The organism is Achromobacter sp. Marseille-Q0513, from assembly GCF_018195695.1.
GTDB lineage: Bacteria > Pseudomonadota > Gammaproteobacteria > Burkholderiales > Burkholderiaceae_B > Achromobacter.
Genome location: NZ_JAGTJY010000580.1, coordinates 1 through 398, shown reverse-complemented (window position 1 = coordinate 398; position 398 = coordinate 1). Strand labels below are relative to the sequence as shown.

At 62.6% G+C, this 398-nt stretch carries 1 protein-coding gene; it reads right to left on the bottom strand.

From position 1 onward, the window contains the following. On the bottom strand, positions 1 to 398 hold a 398-nt coding region (locus tag KDH83_RS31845; RefSeq protein ID WP_249205488.1), incomplete at both ends, for a DUF6079 family protein.

The following is a 398-nucleotide window of genomic DNA, read 5'->3' as shown; positions in this document are numbered from 1 at the left end:
CCGTGGGCCGGTCATTCGGGGCACCAAAGAACAGGTAGCCCATGCGCTCGACGCGGCGCTCCTGCCACTCGATCTGGTACTGCCAGATCTGGAAACCGGGGTAGCGCAGGTCGTCGCTGCACTCCATCAGCGCCTTGATGGCGCTGTAGTAGGCGCGGTCCAGAGCGTCGTCGGACAGGGCTTCGGCACGCTTTTCGATCTGCGCGTCGTAATCGATGTCCTTCTTGAGGTCGAGGTAGTACTGCTCGGTGTCAGGTGCCTTGGAGATGAACTGACCGTTGACGGTCTTGAGCACCTCCCGCATCACGGTTTGCACCATCGACAGCAGGTTCTCGGCCGGATCGCCGGGCATGTCCTCCACGCCTGGCTGGAACAGGCACAGGGCATCGCGCAGTTCG